Here is a 19,395-nt window from a genome sequence, read left to right on the forward strand (position 1 = left end):
TAGATAAATTTTATATCTTAGAGTATAATTATATATAGATATATGGAATTTTACCAGGTCTGGTCTGAATAAATTAGTATATTGACCCAATATATGTTTATTTATAGCTGAGAATAGAATGAATTTTATAGATTTATTTGCCGGTGCATCAGGTATGTCAGAGGGTTTTATTAATGCTGGCTTTGTACCTGTTTCACATATAGAAATGGATAAATATGCCTGTGATTCTATCAGAACCAGAGCGGTTTATCATTATCTAAAAGAAAATGATAAAGAAGATTATTATAATGATTATTTAAAAGGGAATATTTCCAGGGAAGAATTATATGAGCATGCTCCTAAACAAATTTTAGATTCCGTTTTAAATATTGAAATTAATGATAAATCTATAAAATCTATTTTTGAAAAAATAGATAAAAGACTGGGCGATAAAGAAATTGACTTGATTATAGGAGGTCCTCCTTGTCAGGCATATTCTATATTAGGAAGGCATCAAGAAAATATAGAAAACGATCCTAGAAATAAATTATATATTCAGTACGGTAGATTTTTAAAAAAATATCAACCGAGAGCTTTTGTTTTTGAAAACGTTCCGGGTTTATTGAGCGCACAGAAAGGTCAGCATTTTAAAAACCTAAAAACATATTTTCGTAAAATGGGTTATGAAGTATATCATGATAAATTAAACTCAGCTGATTATGGTGTGTTACAGGCGCGCAAGAGAATTATAATAGTAGGATGGAGAAAAGATAATGATCATGGGTTCCCAGCTATTGAAAAAATTAAAAGAAAGTTTACAGTTAATGATTGCTTTCAGGATCTGCCCAAATTAAAACCTGGTGAGGCATTAAAGGTTACACCATATTCATTAAATAAAAATGAATATTTAGAGAAGTATGAGTTGAGAAACGGAGTAGATTTTGTTACTCAACACATAGCCAGACCTCATAATGAGAGAGATTTAAATATATATAAAACAGCCATTAAAAAGTGGAATAGAGAAAGAGTACGTATTAAATATCCGGATTTGCCCTCACATCTTAAAACACATAAGAATGAGTCTTCGTTTATTGACAGGTTTAAAGTTGTAGATGGTAAGGGTGTTTCTCATACGGTGGTCGCTCATATTGCAAAAGACGGACATCATTATATTCACCCGGATATTAAACAGTGCCGTTCAATATCTGTAAGAGAAGCTGCGAGACTTCAGTCTTTTCCAGATAACTTTTTCTTTGAAGGGCCAAGAACAGCTGCTTTTAAACAAATTGGAAATGCAGTACCGCCATTAATGGCCAGTGCTATTGCAAATAAAATGAGAGAATATTTATGTCAGATTTAAATATTTCAAAAGAACACGAGGCTAATTTCAAGCCTAAAGCAAGATTGCTTTTGCAATTAGGAGATCAGCTTATAAAAAATGAAAGTATTGCTTTAGTTGAATTAGTTAAAAATTCCTATGATGCCGACGCTAACATTGTCAATATTTATATGGAGAATGTTGAAAATAAAGAAGAGGGTGTTATTATAATTGAAGATGACGGATTTGGTATGACTCCTGAAATTGTGGAAGATGTTTGGCTTGAACCAGGTAGTGATTTTAAATCAAAACAAATAAAAAATAAAGAAAAAACACCAAAATACAAAAGACTTCCAATTGGAGAAAAGGGTATTGGTCGTTTTGGAGTTCATAAGCTGGGAAATATAATCGAGCTTACTACAAAAGCAAAAAACAGTAATGAAGTATACGTTAAAATTAATTGGGAACATTTTGATGAATATGATTATTTAAGCGATGTACCTATAACAATTATTGAACGGAAAGAGCCTAAACTTTTTTCTAAGGGAAAAACCGGAACTAATATAACTATATCAAAATTAAGAGAATCTTGGACTAGAGGAATGGCAAGAAATGTAAAAAGATCTATAAATGCATTATCCTCTCCATTTGATAGATCAGATTTTTTTCAGCCTAATTATGAAGTTGTAGATAAACCGAAATGGTTTGATGGTATTATGGAGTGGGAAGATATCCAGGAATATTCTTTGTTTAACTTTGATATTACTTTATCTGGAAGCAAAATAGAAAAATTTGAATATAATTTTACTCCATGGAATACTATGAGTAAAGTTTTTCCTAATAAAATTACAGAAGAAGCAAATATAGTGAGTAACTATATAAACTTAGAGTATCCTAATAGTTTTGAAAAGGAGGTTGCAGGTAAAACTATTCATTTGAATAATTATAATATTGGAGAAATTAATTTTAAGGGATATGTGTTTGATCGTGATAGCTTTGTAATGAAAATGGGGGTTTCTGATAAATCAGGTTTTAAGGGTTACTTAAATTCAAACGGAGGTGTTCGGGTTTTTAGGGATAACCTGAGGGTTTATGATTATGGAGAGCGTGAAAATGACTGGTTAGGACTAGATTACCGGAGATTTCAACAACCTGCTAAAAGAATTAGTAATAATATTTTAATAGGCGCTGTATCTCTACAGCGTAGTGAAAGCGGTGATTTACAAGAAAAAACCAATAGAGAAGGATTTAAAGAAAATAATGCATATCAAGCATTTAAAGGGGCTATACTTCATTGTATTGAAATCATTGAAATAATAAGAGCACAGGACAAAAGAAAATTAAAGGAACGATACGGGCCAACTCCAAAATCTGCTCCTGTTATGTCAACTTTGAATGAAGCTAAACAATTTGTTCATGATAAGGTAAAAGAAAGTAATACACAGAAAACGATTATAAATTATTTTGATAAAATTGAAGCAGATTATAAAGCTTTAAGTAAAAATCTATTAAAAGCTGCCGGTGCCGGTTTGAGTATGTCAGTAGTGGTTCATGAGGTAGAGAAGATTATTTATGAAGTTAATACTGTACTTAAAAAAGAAAAGGCTTCTGAGCGAGTATTAAAACTTGTTGAGCACCTTTCATCTTTAATAGATGGTTATTCGGAAATAATCAGAACTTCAGATCAACAAAGCAGTAATTTGCTAAATGTTGTAGAGCAGGCAATTTTTAATGTGGAATATAGACTTCAATCGCATCAAATAGAAGTTATAAAAGGGTATAAAGAGAAAAAACCTAATTTCCCTAACGTTAAAATTGCCAAAAATTTACTGATTGGAAGTATTATGAATATTATAGATAATTCAATTTATTGGCTTGATAGAAAAAAAATAAACAAGATTGAAAATAATGAGAAATTCATAAAAAAACTTTTTATTGATATTGTAGTTGAAGAAAAGACAATTAATATAATTATCGCTGATAATGGAACTGGATTTATGATACCTACCGAAGATATGATTGAACCATTCGTTACGGCCAAATCAGGAGGTATAGGGTTAGGTCTTCATATCGCTAGTGAAATTATGGAAGCCCAAAAGGGGAGGTTAATTTTTCCCGATGAAGGAGATTTTGATATACCAGATGAATTTAAGGAGGGTGCATCAGTAGTTTTTGAGTTTAAAAAATAAATATTATGAGTTTACCTATTAATGGCCGTATTGCAATTGTAGATGATAAGATTGAACAGGCTCTCCCATTAATGAATAATTTTTCAAAAAGAAAAATTCCTTTTTCTTACTTTGATGCAACTAATGAAAATCTTCCTGAGGAAGACAATGTAGAAAATGATATAAGAGTATTATTCTTGGATGTAAATCTTTTAGACAACAAAGTTAGAAAGCCCAAAGAACTTAAAGCAAAATTGATCCCCGTACTGAAACGTATTATCACAAAAAAAAACTATCCATATGTAATCGTTTATTGGACTCGTCAGGAGGATCATACGAAAATGATTGAAAATGATATCTTTAAAAATGATCTTAAAGATAGAGCTCCTATTGCTTTTAAAAGTGTTTCAAAAGATAAGATTTTCAGTTACGCCGGAGAAATGAAGGAAGGAAGTGAAGAATTTATTGATTCTCTCTTTGAAGAAATAACAGGTTTGTTGAATAAGATACCTGTATATAAATATCTTTTGCATTGGGAAAATTTAATTCATAATTCCGCTGATTCAACTTTGCAAGACATTTTTAAAGATTATCACGACGAAAAAGAGTGGGAACATCACGCAAATTATATTTTTTCCAGATTATCTTTAAATACACTTGGAAAATCCTCATTTAAAAAGTCATCACCAAGAGAAAAAATTAGTAGTTCATTTAATGCCATGATTTATTTGTTTAATGACACCCTAGAAACAAAAATTAATTCTTTAGATCTTCGTGAGTATCAAGAAATAACGTTAGATAGCATAAATAATACTACTATAAATCATAGTATTAATTCGAAATTTTTAATTTCTAGAAATGAAAATGATTTCGAATACCCTGGATGTGTAGTGGAGGAATTAAATCATACTCAAGAAGGAAATTTTAAAGCTCTTCAAAATAATTTAATAAATAGAGGTTTGCTAATAGATAGAATTAAAAAAGAATCCTCAGAGTTAGAAGAAAGAAAATTAGCTAAAGAGGTTGATAAGGAGGCTAAGAAAATTAGAGGGAAAATGCGGGAAAACTGGAAGAAAATATACGTAAATTTAACTCCTCTTTGTGATTTTGCCCAAGCAAAATACAAGTATAACAGATGTGTATATGGCTTATTAATCGAATCAAGTTTTCTTGAGTATATTGACACTAAGTCTGAAGCAGTTTTTTTATCCCCAAAGTTTACATTTGAAGGTAAAAGCATGGTACTTATATGTGATTTTCGCTATTTTTTTACGATTTTGAAAGGAGGTATAAAAGAAAAAGATAATTTAAATATAGTTTTTCGTCTTAGAAGACAAATTCTGAGTGAAATTCAGTCGAAGTTAGCTAGACACGTTAATAGGCAGGGAATTCTTTTTTTAGATGACTTTTAATTAATGTTATCTTCTTTCATATTTTAATGATCTATTTGAGCTTAGGATTTTCCTGAAGTCTATAATAATTCTTTAAAATCAAATTCCTAATATAGTTGTAAGGAGGTGTACCTATAAGTGCACCTATTTACGACTAAAAAAGTTTAATTTAAAATTATATAAGCCTGAAAATCAGCGCCTATTTCTTATAAAAACAGAGGATCTTTATTCAAAATCCAGTTTCTTCGGAAGTGCGGGTTCGATTCCCGCCTCGAGTACTGAATTAAAAACCTCTGTAAATGCAGAGGTTTTGTTGTTTATATAATATTATCTTATTTTAAAATAAATTGACATTTAAATAATAATGTTGTTAAAATAAATTAAAAGTCATAATTTTATAAGCTATCTATTGAATTGTTTATAAATTATGGTTGAAGTCTACAGAATTCCAAAGCTTTACTTTTATGTATTACTTTTTTTTATAAACATAATTGTTGCTCAAACTAGTGACATGGTTTATATGTTAGACGGCAAAGTTAATGAAGGGAAGGTAACCGCTATTAAACAAAATTCTATTAAATTTATTTATACAGGTGAAGATTTGGAGTATTCTTTTAAAAAAGAAAAAATTCATAAAATAGAATTTTCTAGTGGACGTATACAAGAAATAAACCCAGTAGAACACAAGACTGCATCTGTAAGTACAAAAAATAAACTTGCTATTATTCCATTTACCATGGTGTCTAACGATGCCGCTCTAACTCAAAAAACTGTAGCGGAAGATATACAGCATTCTTCAGTAATTTCCTTTGAAAAGCACACAACAGGATTAACCATCGTAGATCCTTTAAAAGTTAATGCGTTACTGATTAAAAATAGTATTACATCAGAAAGTATAAAACAGTTTATGCCTAATGAATTGGCAGAAATTTTAGGAGTTGAATACGTTGTGTATGGTATTGCGACCATTAATTACAAAGGTTCTAGATCTTCAGGTAGTACAAGCAGTGTATATAAAGAAAAAGATGAAAAATCTAAAGGCAAAACAACAGGTAAATCCTATGGTTCTAATTACTCTTCTACTACTGAGGAGTATAATACAAATATAGAGATGACTATTTATAATGATAAAGGGAACAATGTTTATAGTGTAAAAAGGAATTCTTTTGGTTCATCGTTAGATTCTTATAAGGCTACTTTGGATTATCTGATCAAGAGGTGTCCGTGGGGTTCTAAAGGTAAATAAACTTAGTTATATGTATATTGATTGTAAGCTTAACACTTGATTTATTCAATTTAAAAACTCTTTTTTTGGCCGCTTAGGTTGATTGTTCTTTAATCTTAATTACTGAATTTATGTATAAAATTAAACTTGCCTTATTGTTTTTGTTTCTTATCATCGTAAAAGTAAAAGCACAGACTGCAGACAGTACTACGGTTAAAAGCTATACAGATAAGTTAGCGTATTCTCTGAATTTCAGTACAGATATAGAAGAGTATTTTATATCTGATGGTGATATATCAGTACATTTAGAATCTAATAATTCAGTAAAACTATCGGCACAAGTCAATTATAGTTTTATAAATTTTAGTTTTGGTTTTGCGCCAAGTTTTTTACCAGGTAATGATGATGATGAATTAAAAGGGGAAAGCTCACTCACCGATTATCAGCTTAATCTATTTCCGGGGAGATTTGTTCAAAGCTTACATTATCGGCGAATAAAAGGTTTCTATGTGGAAAATACAGAAGACTTTTTCTCTAACTGGACAGAAGGCGAGGATGCTTATTTACAGTTTCCTGACTTAAAAGCCACTACGTGGGGAGGTAGTACGGGTTATGTGCTAAATCCTGATTTTTCAATTAGATCTGCTCTCAATCAGCAGGAATGGCAAATTATAAGCGTAGGAAGTTTAGTGCCTCAGCTGTCATATGATTTTATAAAATTAACTAATCGTACTAATGAGGTTGATTCAAAAGAAAATCAAATAGATATTAATGCTGCCTTGGGTTACTATTATAATTGGGCGATATCATCTAAATTAGTAATATCTCCTTATATAAATGCAGGTATTGGTCCTAGGTTTTATAAATATACGAGGGAAGATATAGAGGAAAAAGATTCTTACTTTGTTACAAAATATGGAGGTGGTGTTCAGTTTTCTTATAATACCGATAAATTATTTATGGGGTTGCGAGGAAGTTTTAAAGGGGCGTATTTTAATACAACCAGTGATGATGTAACAAACAATATTTGGTTTGGGGTATTTTATTTAGGTTATAGATTTGATCCTCCGGAATTCTTAAGAAAATTAAATAGCAAATCATAATAAACCTTGTTTTTAGGTGAACAAAAAATGCACCTATAATTGTACCTATTTAATAGTAAAAAATTTCACTTTTAAAATATACAAGCCTGAAAATCAAACCCTATTTTTTGTAAAAACAGCGGATGTTTATTCAAAATCCAGTTTCTTCGGAAGTGCGGGTTCGATTCCCGCCTCGAGTACTTAATTACAAAACCCCTGAATTTTCAGGGGTTTTTTGTTTTTTGGGTTGTAAAAAATCTATAAGATTGAAACGATCTCTATGCAAAAAAATAATAGACTTTTATAGTTTGTGGTATGCTCGATTTGGAATAACAATAGGGTTATTTTTTTAAAATTAATTAACTCTCTCTAAGGTTATATCATTTGGAATGCTAAAATAAGGCTCTCCTTGATATGCATCTTCATCATAATTACCACAAAAGACACAGGCAATTTCAAAATGAATTTTATCTGGACTATTAGGGTCAGAGTTCAATACTCTCGATATTAACGCACTTGGTGTTATTGGTTCGCCTCCAGGGGCATCTAAAGAGATATTCAAAGAAGGAATAGAGTATGCTTCTGTTAGTCTACCATAATCTATAATTAATCCTTGCAATAAAGTTCCAGACTTTGCATATAAACTAGGATAATTATCTAAAGGAGAACTATAAACTAACGTATTATTTTCATATAACTTATAACTTAGACCAATTCCGTCTTCATATAGATTGACATCAGGTGTAACCGTATGGTGTTTCGTGATCTTCTGTAAAATAATTTCAAACTTTTTATTGCCATTTACATATTCCCAAGTACCTTCAAAATAGTCTAAGTATCCATTAACATCTTTATAATAGTATAAGCCTGAACTATAGAAGTCTGCTGGCAAATTATATTCTTTTCCTCTTTCAATTACTATTTGCCCTTTACAGATTAAAGTTGAAGCGAGAAATAATAGTAGTAAAAAGTAATTTTTAAAAGTGGTATTTGTCATAACATTTTTCTTATTCTTAAAAAAGTTGAATTATTTCATTTATTCTTTTATTAATATAAAACTCTGCTGAGGTATACTATATTTGTTATTAAGACTTACGGTACCCTGTTCATGGCTAATAAACCCTTGATCCGTCATAGTTAATTCTGATTTTTCCACACCATTTTCTGTAAAATGTCTGAAATAATATAACATTACGCTGCCTGGTATATTAATATTAGGTTCATTAAAAAGAAGAGCTACTCTTACTTCCCCTGGATTACATCCTATACAAACATCTGGTATGCTACTATATTTTTGAATGATCCCACCGTATAGGTTATATGCATAAGGATCGCTATAGTTAATCTGTAAGTTTGGTAATGTATTTACTTTTTCAATTCCGTTTTCTACGTAACGATATTCACCAATTAAAATGTCTTCATAATAATTTACGCCTAGCATAGGACTTGCTGAATTGTCAATGTATTGCATTTCTTTCTTTACTAGGGTAATGGTGAGTAGCGTGTTTCCACTACTATATTGCCAAGTACCTTCAAATCTATCATAATCATTAAACGTATCTTTGTAATAGGCGCCCGCTATTGAAGCGTAATCTGGGTTGCTATACCTTGGTAGAACGGGCGATTGTGCTTTACAAAGCATAAAACTGAATAAAAGTGGGAGGATAAAAAATATCTTCATAATTGTAAAGCTGAGATTGTGTATCTTTATAATTGTTTGATTCATAGTTTTTAGCGTGGTACAAATAGCTGCTCTTACAGCAAGTTAACTAATAAGTATATTAAAATGAAAAAGTTGTTATATTTTTTGTTACCAGTATTTTTAATCTTATTTGCTTGTAAGGAGAAAAATACATCTTCATTACAGGAGGTTGAGAAAAAAAATCGAGCTACAACAAATCAAAAAATAATAGATTTATCGCACGATTATTCTAACGAAACAATTTATTGGGTTACTGCTGAAGAATTTCAATTAGATACTGTATTTAAAGGTCAAACCGATAAAGGGTTTTATTATTGTGCGAATAATTTTAGTACGGCAGAGCACGGCGGCACACATATAGACGCGCCTATACATTTTGCTGAAGGAGGGCTTTCAGTTGATGAAATTCCACTTGAAAAATTAATAGGACCAGGAATTAAAATCGATGTTTCTGCAAAAGCACTAAATAATCCTGATTATTTAATTGCAATTGATGATCTACTTGCGTGGGAAAATCAGCAGAAAATGAAAATTCCAAATGCTAGTATTGTGTTGTTAGAAACAGGGTATTCAAAATATTATCCGGATAAAGAAAAATATATGGGGACTGTAGATAGGGGAGAAGATGCTATAAAACAATTGCATTTTCCAGGGCTTTCTAAAGAAGCCGCAACTTGGCTTGTGGAAAAACGGAATATTAATGCTATTGGAATTGACACCCCAAGTATAGATTACGGTCAATCTGAATATTTTGAGAGTCATGTTATCTTACTTTCTGAAAATATTCCGGCTTTTGAAAATTTGACTAATTTAGATAAATTACCCGCCACTGAATTTAAAATAATTGCATTGCCTATGAAAATTAAAGAAGGTAGTGGAGCGCCGTTAAGAATTGTAGCTTTAAAAAAATAGTTAGAAAATCTGTAATGAAAAATAATATCTTATCGGTTATTCTTCTCTTTTTTACGCTTGCTGTTTTTAGTCAGAAAAAAGCAGATGAGCCAACTACGTATAAAGATGATTTGTCCTTTGGGTGGAAAGAAAATAATGACACGTTAAAATTAATTGCGCGAAGTAAAATTTTTGCTCCTATTCAACTTTATTTTTATTCAAGAAAAAACAATTCAGAACTCAATTCATTTCTATTGAAACCAAAGGATAGTGTGGTGTTAGCTAGTATTTTTAGTACTAAAGAAGATTCCCTAATCACCAATAGATTTAATGACAGTATTCGAGTTGGTTATTTTTTCGGACATAAATCTTTAATACATCCCAAGTTAGATTATCCTTACAGGCTTCCATTTAAAAAAGGGCGTAAGTATGAGGTTAGCCAGAGTTTTAACGGTAAAAATTCTCATCATAGTAAAAAATCTAAATATGCGATAGATTTTCAGTTAAATGCAGGAGAGAAAGTCTATGCTGCCAGGGGAGGAATTGTAGTTAAAGTAATTGATTGGTTTACTAAACAAGGTGGCAAAGAATTAATACATGCGGCCAATAAAATTGTAATTCTTCACGATGATGGAACCATGGCTTCTTATGTACATTTAGATTACAAAGGAAGTTTTGTTAAAGAAGGACAACGCATAAATAAAGGAGATAAAATTGGAGTTTCTGGCTTAACCGGTTATACAAGAGGTCCACATTTACATTTTGTTGTGCGAAAGGAAAATGATATTGCTATTCCTGTATATTTTGAAGGCTATATGGGAAAAACTCTTAAAACAGGAAAGCTATATAAAGTGAAATAAAGATTGCTAAGTTTCTTTTCAAATAAATTATATATATTTAATTGTTGTTTTTTGATGATATAAAATAAATCTAATCCAGCCTTAAAATTATGAAAATAATTGTGATGTTATTTTGTTTACTAGTGAGCTTCTCTTTGTTTTCTCAAGATTGGGATTTTGAAGCTCCAGACTACGATAAAATTGAAAAAAACATTCAACAGAAAAAATCAAATCTGTTTTATGAAACCTTAATGAAGAAATATTTACAAGCAGATGCTACCATGACGCTTCAAGAAAAAAGGCACCTCTATTATGGTTACACTTTTCAAGACGAATATTCTCCTTATGCGCGGTCAGCTTATAATGACAGTTTAAAAGTTGTGCTTGAAAAAGAAAATCATAACCCAAAAGATCTCGATAAAATTTTAAAGTTTAGCGATTCAATTTTATCGGCAAACCCATTCAGTATAAGAGCCTTAAATTATCAATCATACGTTTTAGAAAAAATGGACCGTAAAAAAGCTCTTAATAAAAAAGTAACACAATTAAGAATTATTATAGATGTCCTTATAAGTTCTGGAAACGGAACAAGTAAAGAAGATGCCTTTTATGTTATTTACACTATGCACGAATATGATTTGTTAGCTGTTTTAGGCTTTGAGTTTGGAGGTTCTCAAAAACTTATTGAACACTATGATTATTTAACGGTTTTAGAAAATAATGCCGGAGTTAAAGGGTTGTATTTTGATGTGAGCCCTTGTTTAAACTCTATGTTGAATTAAGTCGTTTTATAAATCCCAGCCAAAAATAGTTTGAAAAACAAAATCGCTTTCACTTCCGCTTTCTGCCGGTTTATTATCGTAATTTAAGGAGAACCCAAGATCTATATAGAAATCTAAAGGTAAGTCATATTTAAAATCAAATCGGTAATCTGCCCGCCATCTGCCGGACTCTGTAAAACTAGGATAGATATATAAATTAGTTAAAAGGCTGAGGTCGCCGATATCGTATAAATTTAATTCTGTTCCTACAAAACCTTCACCACTATTGTTATAAGTTTTTTGACCATTTACGCCAAAGGTTTCATTGTTAAACGATGCTCCTGCTTGTACGCCCCAATAAACCTGATTTGTGCGGACCAGGAATTTTCCCATACCTAATTTTCCTAAGGTACGTAAATCTATATTTTGTTCGGTGTTAGAAAGCCAAGAAACTTCTGCCAAAGTAAACCAATTTTTCTTTAGGTAATATTTAAATCCTAAGGCTGCATCTAAGCGATGTATGTCTGCAACACTGTCTTGTATAGAGCGAATATCGTTGTAACTACCATTTAGAGCCCAACGTCGTTCTTGGTATCCTAATGTACTACGGATGCTAAATTGACTAAGGTTGTTGGCTTTTGTGTAATTGTAGCCTAAGCCAAGGGATACAGAAAGTTTATCCCAAAAGCTAGATTTAACAGCATTTAAAAAAACGATATTGTCTTTTTGTACATCGCGAATTGTATCTGTAGCTCTTATTATGTTAACAGTTTTTTCTCCGCTACTTTCAACTTTTCCGTTGTAACGACCGCCAGATTTTAAATTAATTAAAAAAGAACTGGTTGTATAAATAGTTTTTATTTTATCCCATTCTATTTTAAAATCATCGTCGCTATAATCTGTTTCCATTGTGGCGACGCCACGGTTCATGGTTTTTAGTTCGCCAACAATAACGTTATTGTTGGTAAGAACTAGCGAATCATTTTGCGCTTGTATAGAATGAAAGCTTAAAAAACATACAAACGCGACACACAACTTTAGCTTAAATAGTATTTTGCTTATCATATTTTGGTTAGTTTTTCATAGAAAAGGATGATATAAAAATAATGATTTTTATAAATAATTGAAATTAATATAACTAATAAATTAACATTATTAGTAAATTATATTTACGTTATTAAGATTTATAGTATTTTTTAATCCAAAATATTTTTAGAATATTGTTGGTTATATTGGTTTTTATTTTATCTAAAGCCTTATAAAATCAGCTAAAAGTTTGATAATTTTTTAATCTCTTCAGTCAAATTTCAATTCAAAAATGTTAATTTGCTTTACCATATCTTATTTTCCAACTTATGCGAATTCTTGCTATAGACGATCAAAAACTTAGCCTGTACCCTTTAGAAAAAACACTTACAAGAGAAGGTTATGACTTTAAAGGATTAATGAACCCTAGAAAAGCAAAGGAGGTTATTGCTGATTTTAAACCAGATTTGGTAATAGTAGATTTAAATATGCCATTTTTTTCGGGTTTAGAAATAGTTGAATACATACGAAAGGAAGCGCAGTTAACAATTCCGGTAATTGTGTTAACAGGGGATGTAAATAAAGTTTCTATAGTAAAGGCTTTTGAACTTGGCGTAAATGACTATTTAAAAAAGCCAATCAGTTTAAAAGAAATTGTTGTTAGAATAAATAAAGTCTTAGGTAAACCCAATGATAATATAAGAGAAGATATTAAGGCTCGTGTAGAGAAAAGCTTTATTGGCTTGGTAATTCCGCTTCAAAATAATGAGAAATTACTTAAAAGTGAAGCGTTTATTAATTTTATAGAAAACACTTCCGGTTGTTTTATTTGTTTTGCCAACAACGGGAGTACCGACAATACCTTAGCTGAAATAGAAAAAATACGAAAAGGGCGAGAAGATAAAACTATTATTTATAATTTTAAAAAACCTCTAAAACGTTCTGAAGCAGTTCGCTTATCGGTTTTATATCTACACAGAATTTCTTCGTTAGATTTTGTGGGTTATATTAATACTTGGTTTATTCCCGCCATTGAATCTTGGAAAAAACTACCGCTTCAACAAAATAGAGTAACTGTTGGAGTGGCAAAAAAAACCAACGGAATAAAATATAGTTTGTATGTAAAACTCATTTTTAAAATGCTGATGAGACTTGATTTTAGTTATATGAATGTTGGTTTTATCGCAATGGATAAAAAAATTGTTGAAGGAGTTTTTAGAGAAAAATTTTTAAGTCAATATTTATTAAACGTAGAGGTTCTTATGCGTTTAAAAAGGCATTTTAGTAAAAATGATTTTAAAAACTTGCTTCAAAAAGAAGAATTAGATTTAACCATAACCTTAGAAGAACCTACTTCCTTTAAGCGAGAAACGCGTTTGCTAAAAGATTTTGTTAGAGTTGCTAAAGTGTATAAAAATGAGGATACCTTTATAGGGAAATCTAATTACGAAGATTTCTTCCCGAAATACCCAAATAAAATAATTGAATAATTATATATTAAGAAAAATTATCCTCTTTAAAATCCTTCAAAATGGTAGAAAGCTGCTCTGGGCCAACAGGTTTTATGATGTAATTTTTTACATCTTGATACCGTTTTACGCGGTTTACATCTTTTGGGTCTATAGAGCTAGAAATTACATAAATGTAAACTTTTTTAGGAGAAGGAATTTTAATAAACTCATCTAAAAACTCCCAACCGTCCATAATTGGCATATTAAGGTCTAGTAAAATAACGTCGGGAATATTCTCGTTATTTTCAATTATTGAAGATAAATTATCCAGTGCATCACGCCCATTTTTAAAGATTAATGTGCTTTCGCAAAAGTTAATTACATCCATCACTTTTTGAATACCAAAAACGTAAATAGGATCATCATCAATAATGCAAGTTAATTTTAAAGTGCTCATAACTTAGGTCGTTTTTTTTAAATAAATACTAAATGTAGTTCCTTCATCAACAGCACTTTCTACTTCAATTTTTCCGCCCATCGCTTGAATTTGGTTTTTGGTTAAAAATAAACCAATTCCGCGTGCATCTTCGTGTTCGTGAAAAGTTTTATACATTTTAAATAATTTATGTCCGTGTTTTTCTAAATCTATTCCCAATCCATTATCCTTAAAATCTATACGAATAAAAGCGTCTTCAACTTCAGCATTTACTTCTAAAAAACTAGCTTTAGAAGGTGAGCTGTATTTTATGGCATTAGAAATAAAGTTTAAGAAAATACTTTCTAAATAAGCCGGAACCGCTTTTACTTTAAGCGAAGCATCAACAGCCAGTGTTATTTTTAGGTTGTGTTGCTGTATTTGAGAGCTTAAATTTTCAATGGTTTTTTTGGCAACAGGAAGAACGGCAATAGACTCCATTGTGTTTTTTATGCTGTTGTGCATATTTACAATTTCAGAAAGATGCTCAATTGTCTCTTGTAAGTTGCTAGAAGCGCTAGAAAGCATAGTAATAATTTCGTCTTCCTCGTCCAGTTGACTTTCATATAATTCTAATAACATGCTAAAATTTCCGGCATGAGAACGTAAATTGTGAGAAACAATGTGGGCAAAGTTTTCTAAGCGTTCATTTTGTTCCTTACTTTTCTTAAATAATTTTTTTATTCGTTTTTCTGCACGCTTCATTTCAGTAATATCAATGAGCTGCGAAATAAAATATAAGTTTAAACCATCATTGTTTTTCACTATTGAAACCGCCAAAATAGCATAAACAATACTACCGTTTTTATGGTAATAGCGTTTCTCTAATTGGTAGTGGTCAATTTCGCCATCAAGTAGTCTTTTCAGTAAACTTAAATCCTTTTCTAAATCTTCAGGAACGGTAATATCTTGAAATGTAAGCTTGAAAAGTTCTTCCTTTGTGTAGCCCAGCATTAAACTGATGCGCTTGTTCACTTTTAGCCATTTTCCTTCTAGAGACACAAGCGCCATTCCCGTTGCACCATATTCAAAATTATTTTGAAATGCTTTTTCACTTATTTTAAGTTTTTCAGCGAGGCCTACATCATATGTTTTTTGATAAGCATTGGCTCGTGTAATTTTTTCTGAAGAAAATACAGCTATATAAAACTCTTCCTGTTGAAAACTAAAGCTTAAAAAATGTGCTTTTTTAGAAGCAATTTTTTTGCCATTTAAAAAGAAATAAGCTTCTGTTTTTATAGATTTAGCCTCACTTTTTTCAAGAGGTTCTTTAATTTCAAAAGAAAATTCTTCTGATTTAAAATCAGTTAATAAAAGTTTTAAGTGTTCTTGTAAAGCAGGATTAATATAAAAATTCTCAGGAGAATTTTTTTGGCTTATCAAGTAACCATAAAGTGCTTGATCTAGAATAAGTTGCCAGCATGTTGGGTTGTCTTGAAAAATGTTTAATAAAGAATGCTTAATATTCATGAAGGCTTTTTCTGAAAAAGTAAATGTAATAAAATATATTTCAATTTCGTGAAAAAGTAGGTCTTTGAAGAATTTTCTTGTTAATTAAAATCTTAAAAGTTCAACGATATATTGTACATTCGTGAAACCTTACTTTTAAATTTAATCTATGGATCAATTTTGGATTTATTTTAAATTAGGCCTTACCCATGTTTTAGATTGGAATGCTTATGATCATGTGCTTTTTCTAACTGTTTTGGTAGCAGCGTTTACCTTTTATGAATGGAAGCGCGTACTGTGGCTTGTCACATTATTTACCATTGGGCATACCTTATCCTTAATTTTAGCAGCTTATGGAATTGTACAAGTAAATTCTGCTTATGTAGAATTTTTAATTCCGATAACTATTTTAATTACTGCTTTATATAATATTTTTACCGTAGGCAAATCCAGCAAGCGTAATGGTGGCATGAGTTTGCTCTTTTTTACTACCTTATTTTTTGGTGTTATTCACGGCTTAGGTTTTTCGGGTTATTTTAAATTAATAACCAAAGGAACAAGTTCAAAATTACTGCCACTTTTAGAATTTGCTCTAGGAATTGAAACCGCTCAAATTATTGTAGTTTTTGTAGTTTTATTGCTTGCTTTTATCTTTCAATCTATTTTCAGATTTTCAAAAAGAGACTGGGTGTTGGTTATTTCATCAATAATAATAGGTTTAATTATTCCAATGCTTCGCGAAAATTGGGTGTGGTAACACAATAAAAAACACAGAATTTCTTTAACTATAAACAATTTGTAAGAATTGAAAAATGTCTGTAAAAAAACAATTAAAATTCGATAAGGCTTATCTCCGTATTGCTTCAGAATGGGGCAAACTCTCACATTGCAAACGTCGCCAAGTTGGTGCGTTAATCGTAAAAGACAGAATGATTATCTCTGACGGCTATAATGGTACGCCAACCGGTTTCGAAAATTGTTGCGAAGATGAAGAAGGTTTAACCAAATGGTACGTGCTCCACGCCGAAGCAAACGCCATTTTAAAAGTAGCCGGATCTACGCAATCTTGTAAAAATGCTACATTATATATTACGATGTCGCCTTGTAAAGATTGCAGTAAACTCATTCATCAAGCCGGAATAAAACGTTTGGTTTATAAACAAGGTTATAAGGATGATGCGGGCTTAGTTTTTCTTGAAAAAGCGGGTGTGGAAATTGTACAAATAACAGACACGGCAGCAAGTTGAAAAAATACGCATCAAAATATTTACCATTAATTATTGGCACAGCCTGTGCTTTGGGTGTTTTTTTGGGATCTTCTTTAGATTTTTCAGATTCATCTGAAAGTTTATTTACCTCAAACCCAAAAAAAGAAAAGCTCAATCGATTAATAGATTATATAGACTATGAATATGTAGATGAGGTAAATACTGATAGTATTGTAGATGTTACAGTAAATAATATCCTCAAGAATTTAGATCCACATTCTACTTACATTCCGAAGCAGAATTACGAAGAAGTTGCCGAAAATATGAAAGGTGATTTTGTAGGAATTGGAATTAGCTTTTATAAAATTAATGACACTATTGCTGTTATTCGTCCCTTGCCCGACAGTCCGAGTGAAATGGCAGGAATAGAGGCCGGTGACCGTATTCTGTACGCGAATGGAATTCCTTTATTTAATCAGGAAATTACAAACGATTCTTTAATGCATATCTTAAAAGGAGAAATTAATTCAACAGTCGATTTAAAAGTACATCGTCAAGGACAAAAAAAATTGTTAGACATTAAAGTTGAACGAAGTCTAATTCCCATTAAAAGTGTTGATGCAGCTTATATGCTCAATTCAAAATTAGGTTATGTAAAGGTCAATCGTTTTGCTGAAACCACGTATGATGAATTTGAGAAAGCTATAAAAAAGCTGCTTAAGGAAGGTGCTTCAGAATTGGTGCTGGATTTAAGAGATAATGGTGGAGGCTATTTAGATGAAGCCGTAAAAATTGCCGATGAATTTTTACAAAAAAATACGCTTGTTTTATTCACCAAAAACAAAAACGGAAACATAGAAAAAACGTTTGCCACCAAAAAAGGGCGATTTGAAAATAGTAAAATCTATGTGCTTATTAATGAAAATTCTGCTTCAGCTAGCGAAATTGTAGCCGGAGCTCTGCAAGATAATGATGTAGGAACTATTGTAGGTAGACGTTCTTACGGAAAAGGTCTGGTACAACGTGAAATGGAACTTGGCGATGGGAGTGCTGTGCGCTTAACTGTTGCGCGATATTATACACCTACCGGAAGATCTATTCAAAAACCTTACACAAATGGAAATAAAGCTTATCATCGAGAATATCAAAATAGGTATAGAAACGGAGAACTAGTTCATAAAGACAGCATAACGGTAAACGATTCCTTAAAATATACCACGCCAAAAGGCAAAATTGTGTATGGCGGCGGCGGTATTATTCCTGATGTTTTTGTGCCGAAAGATATTAATCAGCAAAAAGAAAGTTTAACGTATATGCTACGTGGCGGGGTAATGGATCGATTTATTTTTAATGAACTGGAAAAGGATCGTAAATTTTATAATCAGTTGAGTTTAGAAGAGTTTAGTAAAGAGGATATTGTTACCGAAAATACGGTGCAAGAATTTATAGATTACCTACGTCAATTTAATTATGATTATAAAACAGGAACTTATAAAAGTTTACTCAAGCAATATTTAAAAGCAACTATGGCCGAGCAACTTTTTGGAAGCAATGCCTTTGAGAAAATTGTGAATCAAAATGATGCGATGATTCAAAAAGTTCTTCAATTAGATGAAAAAGCAACTAACAATTAAGCTTCAGATTTACGCTTAATTTCTCTTGATATTAATAAAATAAGCATTAAAACAATTACGCAAAGCGAGCATAAAACGCAAGCTAAGGCAATGCTACTTTCTTTGCCAAATAAATTATTAAAGTCAAGCAAAGTACTGTTGTAGATTAACATTCCAATTGCTGAAAGTATTAAAAAGTAGATAAAATATTTCATTACTAGCTAAATAAATTTTGAATATTGGCTGCAAATAGTTTTACTGCGATGGCCAGTACTATTACACCAAAAATTTTACGCACCACGCTAATTCCTTGCTTTCCTAAAATCCGTTCAATTTTCCCTGAAGATTTTAAAACCAAAAAAACAAAGATAATATTTATGATGATAGCCACAATAATATTAACAATGTGGTATTCTGCTCGTAAAGATAAAATAGTGGTCATAGTTCCGGCTCCAGCAATTAATGGGAATGCCAATGGCACAATAGCAGCTGTTTCGGGGGCATCATCTTTATAAAGTTGAATTCCTAAAATCATTTCTATAGCCAAGAAAAATAAAATAAAAGCACCGGCTACAGCAAACGAGTTTACATCAATTCCAATAAGGTTTAATATTTCTTCTCCTACAAATAGAAAAACAACCATCAAAATACCGGCTACAATAGATGCTTTTTCACTTTGTATGTGTCCCGCTTTTTTTCGTAAATCAACAATAATTGGAATACTGCCAATAATATCGATTACGGCAAATAAAATCATACTAGCAGTAACTATTTCCTTAAAATCAAAATACATAATCTCTGTCTTAAAAATGCGCGC

General features: G+C 31.1%; 19 protein-coding genes. 12 read left to right on the forward strand and 7 right to left on the reverse strand.

The window, feature by feature from the left end:
- The first annotated feature begins 118 nt into the window (after window positions 1–118).
- The 5 genes from D9R05_RS11195 (at window position 119) to D9R05_RS11215 (ending at window position 7,184) form a co-directional block, all read left to right on the forward strand.
- Window positions 119–1,339, forward strand: a complete 1,221-nt coding sequence (locus D9R05_RS11195) for a DNA cytosine methyltransferase (RefSeq protein WP_121667318.1) — start codon at window positions 119–121, stop codon at window positions 1,337–1,339.
- Window positions 1,327–3,486 (forward strand): sensor histidine kinase, encoded by a 2,160-nt coding sequence (locus D9R05_RS11200; protein ID WP_121667319.1) that lies wholly within the window; start codon window positions 1,327–1,329, stop codon window positions 3,484–3,486. The genes D9R05_RS11195 and D9R05_RS11200 overlap by 13 nt, the downstream gene beginning before the upstream one ends.
- Before the next feature lie 5 nt (window positions 3,487–3,491).
- The gene (locus D9R05_RS11205) at window positions 3,492–4,877 is read left to right on the forward strand and encodes a hypothetical protein (protein ID WP_121667320.1); all 1,386 of its coding nucleotides are present in this window, start codon (window positions 3,492–3,494) and stop codon (window positions 4,875–4,877) included.
- Window positions 4,878–5,283: 406 nt separating this feature from the next.
- Window positions 5,284–6,102, forward strand: a complete 819-nt coding sequence (locus tag D9R05_RS11210) for a hypothetical protein (protein ID WP_121667321.1) — start codon at window positions 5,284–5,286, stop codon at window positions 6,100–6,102.
- Between the two features lie 110 nt (window positions 6,103–6,212).
- On the forward strand, window positions 6,213–7,184 hold the full coding sequence (locus tag D9R05_RS11215; protein ID WP_121667322.1) for a DUF4421 family protein: 972 nt from the start codon (window positions 6,213–6,215) through the stop codon (window positions 7,182–7,184).
- Between the two features lie 334 nt (window positions 7,185–7,518).
- Here D9R05_RS11215 and D9R05_RS11220 read toward each other — a convergent pair whose 3' ends face one another.
- Together D9R05_RS11220 and D9R05_RS11225 are read right to left on the reverse strand one after the other, a co-directional pair.
- Window positions 7,519–8,160 carry a DUF6705 family protein gene (locus D9R05_RS11220; RefSeq protein ID WP_121667323.1) on the reverse strand — a complete coding sequence of 214 codons (642 nt, stop codon included), beginning with the start codon at window positions 8,158–8,160 and terminating at the stop codon, window positions 7,519–7,521.
- Between the two features lie 39 nt (window positions 8,161–8,199).
- Window positions 8,200–8,889, reverse strand: coding sequence for a DUF6705 family protein (locus D9R05_RS11225; RefSeq protein WP_121667324.1), 690 nt, complete (start codon window positions 8,887–8,889; stop codon window positions 8,200–8,202).
- A gap of 60 nt (window positions 8,890–8,949) precedes the next feature.
- On the opposite strand from D9R05_RS11225, the gene D9R05_RS11230 reads away from it, so the two are divergent.
- The 3 genes from D9R05_RS11230 to D9R05_RS11240 all read left to right on the forward strand — a co-directional run bounded on the left by D9R05_RS11230 (window position 8,950) and on the right by D9R05_RS11240 (window position 11,377).
- Window positions 8,950–9,777: a cyclase family protein gene (locus D9R05_RS11230; protein WP_121667325.1), complete on the forward strand. Its 828-nt coding sequence runs from the start codon at window positions 8,950–8,952 to the stop codon at window positions 9,775–9,777.
- Between the two features lie 14 nt (window positions 9,778–9,791).
- Entirely contained in the window at window positions 9,792–10,616 is an 825-nt protein-coding gene (locus D9R05_RS11235) for a M23 family metallopeptidase (RefSeq protein WP_121667326.1), read from the forward strand.
- Between the two features lie 89 nt (window positions 10,617–10,705).
- Complete coding sequence (locus tag D9R05_RS11240) at window positions 10,706–11,377, forward strand: DUF4919 domain-containing protein (protein ID WP_121667327.1); 672 nt, start codon at window positions 10,706–10,708, stop codon at window positions 11,375–11,377.
- Between the two features lie 6 nt (window positions 11,378–11,383).
- Here the strand turns inward: D9R05_RS11240 and D9R05_RS11245 are convergent, their stop codons facing one another.
- Window positions 11,384–12,421, reverse strand: coding sequence for a DUF481 domain-containing protein (locus tag D9R05_RS11245; RefSeq protein WP_121667328.1), 1,038 nt, complete (start codon window positions 12,419–12,421; stop codon window positions 11,384–11,386).
- Window positions 12,422–12,711: 290 nt separating this feature from the next.
- Here D9R05_RS11245 and D9R05_RS11250 point away from each other — a divergent pair, with 290 nt between their 5' ends.
- On the forward strand, window positions 12,712–13,872 hold the full coding sequence (locus tag D9R05_RS11250; protein ID WP_121667329.1) for a response regulator: 1,161 nt from the start codon (window positions 12,712–12,714) through the stop codon (window positions 13,870–13,872).
- Window positions 13,873–13,879: 7 nt separating this feature from the next.
- Here the strand turns inward: D9R05_RS11250 and D9R05_RS11255 are convergent, their stop codons facing one another.
- Window positions 13,880–14,290 carry a response regulator gene (locus D9R05_RS11255; RefSeq protein ID WP_121667330.1) on the reverse strand — a complete coding sequence of 137 codons (411 nt, stop codon included), beginning with the start codon at window positions 14,288–14,290 and terminating at the stop codon, window positions 13,880–13,882.
- A 3-nt stretch (window positions 14,291–14,293) separates the two neighbouring features.
- On the reverse strand, window positions 14,294–15,778 hold the full coding sequence (locus D9R05_RS11260) for a sensor histidine kinase (RefSeq protein WP_121667331.1): 1,485 nt from the start codon (window positions 15,776–15,778) through the stop codon (window positions 14,294–14,296).
- Between the two features lie 148 nt (window positions 15,779–15,926).
- On the opposite strand from D9R05_RS11260, the gene D9R05_RS11265 reads away from it, so the two are divergent.
- Genes D9R05_RS11265 through D9R05_RS11275 form a run of 3 tightly spaced genes read left to right on the forward strand, consistent with a single transcriptional unit; the run spans window position 15,927 to window position 18,599 of the window.
- Window positions 15,927–16,514, forward strand: coding sequence for a HupE/UreJ family protein (locus tag D9R05_RS11265; RefSeq protein WP_121667332.1), 588 nt, complete (start codon window positions 15,927–15,929; stop codon window positions 16,512–16,514).
- Between the two features lie 55 nt (window positions 16,515–16,569).
- Window positions 16,570–17,004 (forward strand): deoxycytidylate deaminase, encoded by a 435-nt coding sequence (locus tag D9R05_RS11270; protein WP_121667333.1) that lies wholly within the window; start codon window positions 16,570–16,572, stop codon window positions 17,002–17,004.
- Window positions 17,001–18,599 (forward strand): S41 family peptidase, encoded by a 1,599-nt coding sequence (locus D9R05_RS11275; RefSeq protein WP_121667334.1) that lies wholly within the window; start codon window positions 17,001–17,003, stop codon window positions 18,597–18,599. Before D9R05_RS11270 ends, D9R05_RS11275 begins: the two co-directional genes overlap by 4 nt.
- Here D9R05_RS11275 and D9R05_RS11280 read toward each other — a convergent pair.
- Entirely contained in the window at window positions 18,596–18,793 is a 198-nt protein-coding gene (locus tag D9R05_RS11280; RefSeq protein WP_121667335.1) for a hypothetical protein, read from the reverse strand. The two genes, D9R05_RS11275 and D9R05_RS11280, sit on opposite strands and share 4 nt — an antisense overlap.
- Before the next feature lie 2 nt (window positions 18,794–18,795).
- Window positions 18,796–19,371 carry a MarC family protein gene (locus D9R05_RS11285; RefSeq protein WP_121667336.1) on the reverse strand — a complete coding sequence of 192 codons (576 nt, stop codon included), beginning with the start codon at window positions 19,369–19,371 and terminating at the stop codon, window positions 18,796–18,798.
- Window positions 19,372–19,395 lie beyond the last annotated feature (24 nt).

This window comes from Mesonia aquimarina (genome assembly GCF_003667275.1).
Lineage (GTDB): Bacteria > Bacteroidota > Bacteroidia > Flavobacteriales > Flavobacteriaceae > Mesonia > Mesonia aquimarina.

Coding starts and splice junctions, on each gene's coding strand:
- D9R05_RS11235 (WP_121667326.1), top strand. CDS start 9,792: ATGAAAAATAATATCTTATCGGTTATTCTTCTCTTTTTTACGCTTGCT.
- D9R05_RS11255 (WP_121667330.1), bottom strand. CDS start 14,290: ATGAGCACTTTAAAATTAACTTGCATTATTGATGATGATCCTATTTAC.
- D9R05_RS11260 (WP_121667331.1), bottom strand. CDS start 15,778: ATGAATATTAAGCATTCTTTATTAAACATTTTTCAAGACAACCCAACA.
- D9R05_RS11205 (WP_121667320.1), top strand. CDS start 3,492: ATGAGTTTACCTATTAATGGCCGTATTGCAATTGTAGATGATAAGATT.
- D9R05_RS11200 (WP_121667319.1), top strand. CDS start 1,327: ATGTCAGATTTAAATATTTCAAAAGAACACGAGGCTAATTTCAAGCCT.
- D9R05_RS11285 (WP_121667336.1), bottom strand. CDS start 19,371: ATGTATTTTGATTTTAAGGAAATAGTTACTGCTAGTATGATTTTATTT.
- D9R05_RS11280 (WP_121667335.1), bottom strand. CDS start 18,793: ATGAAATATTTTATCTACTTTTTAATACTTTCAGCAATTGGAATGTTA.
- D9R05_RS11265 (WP_121667332.1), top strand. CDS start 15,927: ATGGATCAATTTTGGATTTATTTTAAATTAGGCCTTACCCATGTTTTA.
- D9R05_RS11230 (WP_121667325.1), top strand. CDS start 8,950: ATGAAAAAGTTGTTATATTTTTTGTTACCAGTATTTTTAATCTTATTT.
- D9R05_RS11210 (WP_121667321.1), top strand. CDS start 5,284: ATGGTTGAAGTCTACAGAATTCCAAAGCTTTACTTTTATGTATTACTT.
- D9R05_RS11250 (WP_121667329.1), top strand. CDS start 12,712: ATGCGAATTCTTGCTATAGACGATCAAAAACTTAGCCTGTACCCTTTA.
- D9R05_RS11195 (WP_121667318.1), top strand. CDS start 119: ATGAATTTTATAGATTTATTTGCCGGTGCATCAGGTATGTCAGAGGGT.
- D9R05_RS11220 (WP_121667323.1), bottom strand. CDS start 8,160: ATGACAAATACCACTTTTAAAAATTACTTTTTACTACTATTATTTCTC.
- D9R05_RS11240 (WP_121667327.1), top strand. CDS start 10,706: ATGAAAATAATTGTGATGTTATTTTGTTTACTAGTGAGCTTCTCTTTG.
- D9R05_RS11225 (WP_121667324.1), bottom strand. CDS start 8,889: ATGAATCAAACAATTATAAAGATACACAATCTCAGCTTTACAATTATG.
- D9R05_RS11245 (WP_121667328.1), bottom strand. CDS start 12,421: ATGATAAGCAAAATACTATTTAAGCTAAAGTTGTGTGTCGCGTTTGTA.
- D9R05_RS11270 (WP_121667333.1), top strand. CDS start 16,570: ATGTCTGTAAAAAAACAATTAAAATTCGATAAGGCTTATCTCCGTATT.
- D9R05_RS11215 (WP_121667322.1), top strand. CDS start 6,213: ATGTATAAAATTAAACTTGCCTTATTGTTTTTGTTTCTTATCATCGTA.